Annotated in this window: 2 protein-coding genes; both read right to left on the reverse strand. The window is 58.0% G+C overall.

The window, feature by feature from the left end:
• Positions 1 to 1,020 (reverse strand): 3-isopropylmalate dehydrogenase (gene leuB, locus RI563_RS10970; RefSeq protein WP_310694427.1); only part of this gene is annotated, 1,020 nt, incomplete at its 3' end.
• 291 nt (positions 1,021 to 1,311) lie between these two features.
• Positions 1,312 to 1,921: 3-isopropylmalate dehydratase small subunit (leuD, locus tag RI563_RS10975; RefSeq protein WP_317622884.1), on the reverse strand; the 610-nt coding region annotated here is incomplete at its 5' end.

The raw sequence follows: 1,921 nt of genomic DNA on the forward strand, positions 1-1,921 counted from the left end.
TGTGCCTTCCTGGAAGATGTCGGCGGTACGCAGTCCCTGATCCAGCACCGCATTCACTCCTGTTTCGATCCGCTCGGCCATATCTGGCTCATCCAGGGAATAGCGCAGCATCATGGCCACGGAGAGGATGGTCGCCAGCGGATTGGCCACGTTCTGCCCGGCAATGTCCGGGGCCGAGCCGTGGATCGGTTCGTACATCCCCTTGCCGTGGGCATCCAGCGAGGCCGAGGGCAGCATGCCGATGGAACCGGTCAGCATGGCCGCCGCATCGGAGAGAATATCCCCGAACATGTTGGTGGTAACCATCACGTCGAACTGCTTGGGCTCACGAACCAGTTGCATGGCGGCGTTATCCACGTACATGTGGCTCAGTTCCACGTCGTCATACTCCTTGCCGACCGTGGTGGTCACTTCGCGCCACAACTCGGTGCATTCGAGCACGTTGGCCTTGTCCACCGAGCAGACCTTGTGATTGCGCTTGCGGGCGATATCGAACGCCACCCGGGCGATCCGTTCGATCTCCGACTCGCTGTAAACCAGCGTGTTGTAGCCTTCGCGCTGGCCGTCCTCGCGGGTACGAATGCCGCGCGGCTGGCCAAAGTAAATGCCGCCGGTCAGCTCGCGCACGATCATGATATCCAGCCCGGAGACCACTTCCGGCTTCAATGTCGAGGCATCGGCCAGTTGCGGATAGAGAATTGCGGGGCGCAGATTGGCAAACAGTTCCAGTTCCGAACGCAGCCCCAGCAGGCCCTTCTCCGGGCGGACCGCGATCTCCAGCGACTCCCATTTATAACCGCCAACCGCGCCGAGCAAAATCGCATCGGCCTCCTTGGCGAGATTCAGGGTTTCGTCGGGCAACGGCGTGCCATGCTCGTCATAGGCCGTCCCCCCGACCAGCGCCTCGTCCAGTTCGATATCCAGGCCGTCCTGGCGCAGAACATCCAATACCTTCACCGCCTCGGCCACGATCTCCTGACCAATACCATCGCCGGGCAGTACCAGAATCTTTTTCGTCATAGGGTTATTCTCTTTTCCATTTCAGTTTATTTAACGCGGAGGACGCGGAGTCGCAGAGACGCGGAGAAATCATTAATTTGTTTTCCTCTGCGACTCCGCGCCTCCTCGAACTCCGTATTGATTTCCAGAGCGTCAGCTCATTAACGGAACAGCCAGGGGCGTTACTGACGACGCTGTTGTTCTTCTTTCAATTACCTCTATTTAACGCGGAGCTGCGGAGAAATAATTAATTTGTTTTCCTCCGCGGCTCCGCGCCTCCGCGAACTCCGCGTTGCTTCCCAGAGACCATGCTTACTGACTGAACAACCAGGGTCTTTGTTGACGTTGCTGTTCCTCGTAGGCACGGATCTCGTCGGCGTGCTGCAGGGTCAGGCCGATGTCGTCCAGGCCTTCGAGCAGGCGCTGTTTGCGATAGGCGTCGATCTCGAAGGGAATCACGTCACCATCCGGCGTGCGAATCTGCTGCTGTTCGAGATCGACCGTCAATTGATAGCCTTCCTGCGCTTCGACAGCTTTGAACAACTTATCCACGGTCTCACTGTCCAGCACGATGGGCAGGATGCCGTTTTTGAAACAGTTGTTATAGAAGATGTCGGCATAGCTGGGCGCGATAATCACCCGAAAGCCGTAGTCGAGCAACGCCCAGGGCGCATGCTCGCGACTGGAGCCGCAACCGAAGTTCTCCCGCGCCAGCAAAATTTGCGCACCCTGGTAACGTGGCTGGTTGAGCACGAAATCCGGATTGATCGGCCGGTTACTGTTGTCCTTGCCCGGTTCGCCGTGATCCAGATAACGCCACTCGTCGAACAGATTCGGTCCGAAACCGGTACGCTTGATCGACTTGAGAAACTGCTTGGGAATGATCGCGTCGGTATCGACATTGGATCGATCCAGCGGCGCG

It is taken from the genome of Thiohalophilus sp. (assembly GCF_031581315.1).
Classification (GTDB): domain Bacteria; phylum Pseudomonadota; class Gammaproteobacteria; order UBA6429; family Thiohalophilaceae; genus Thiohalophilus.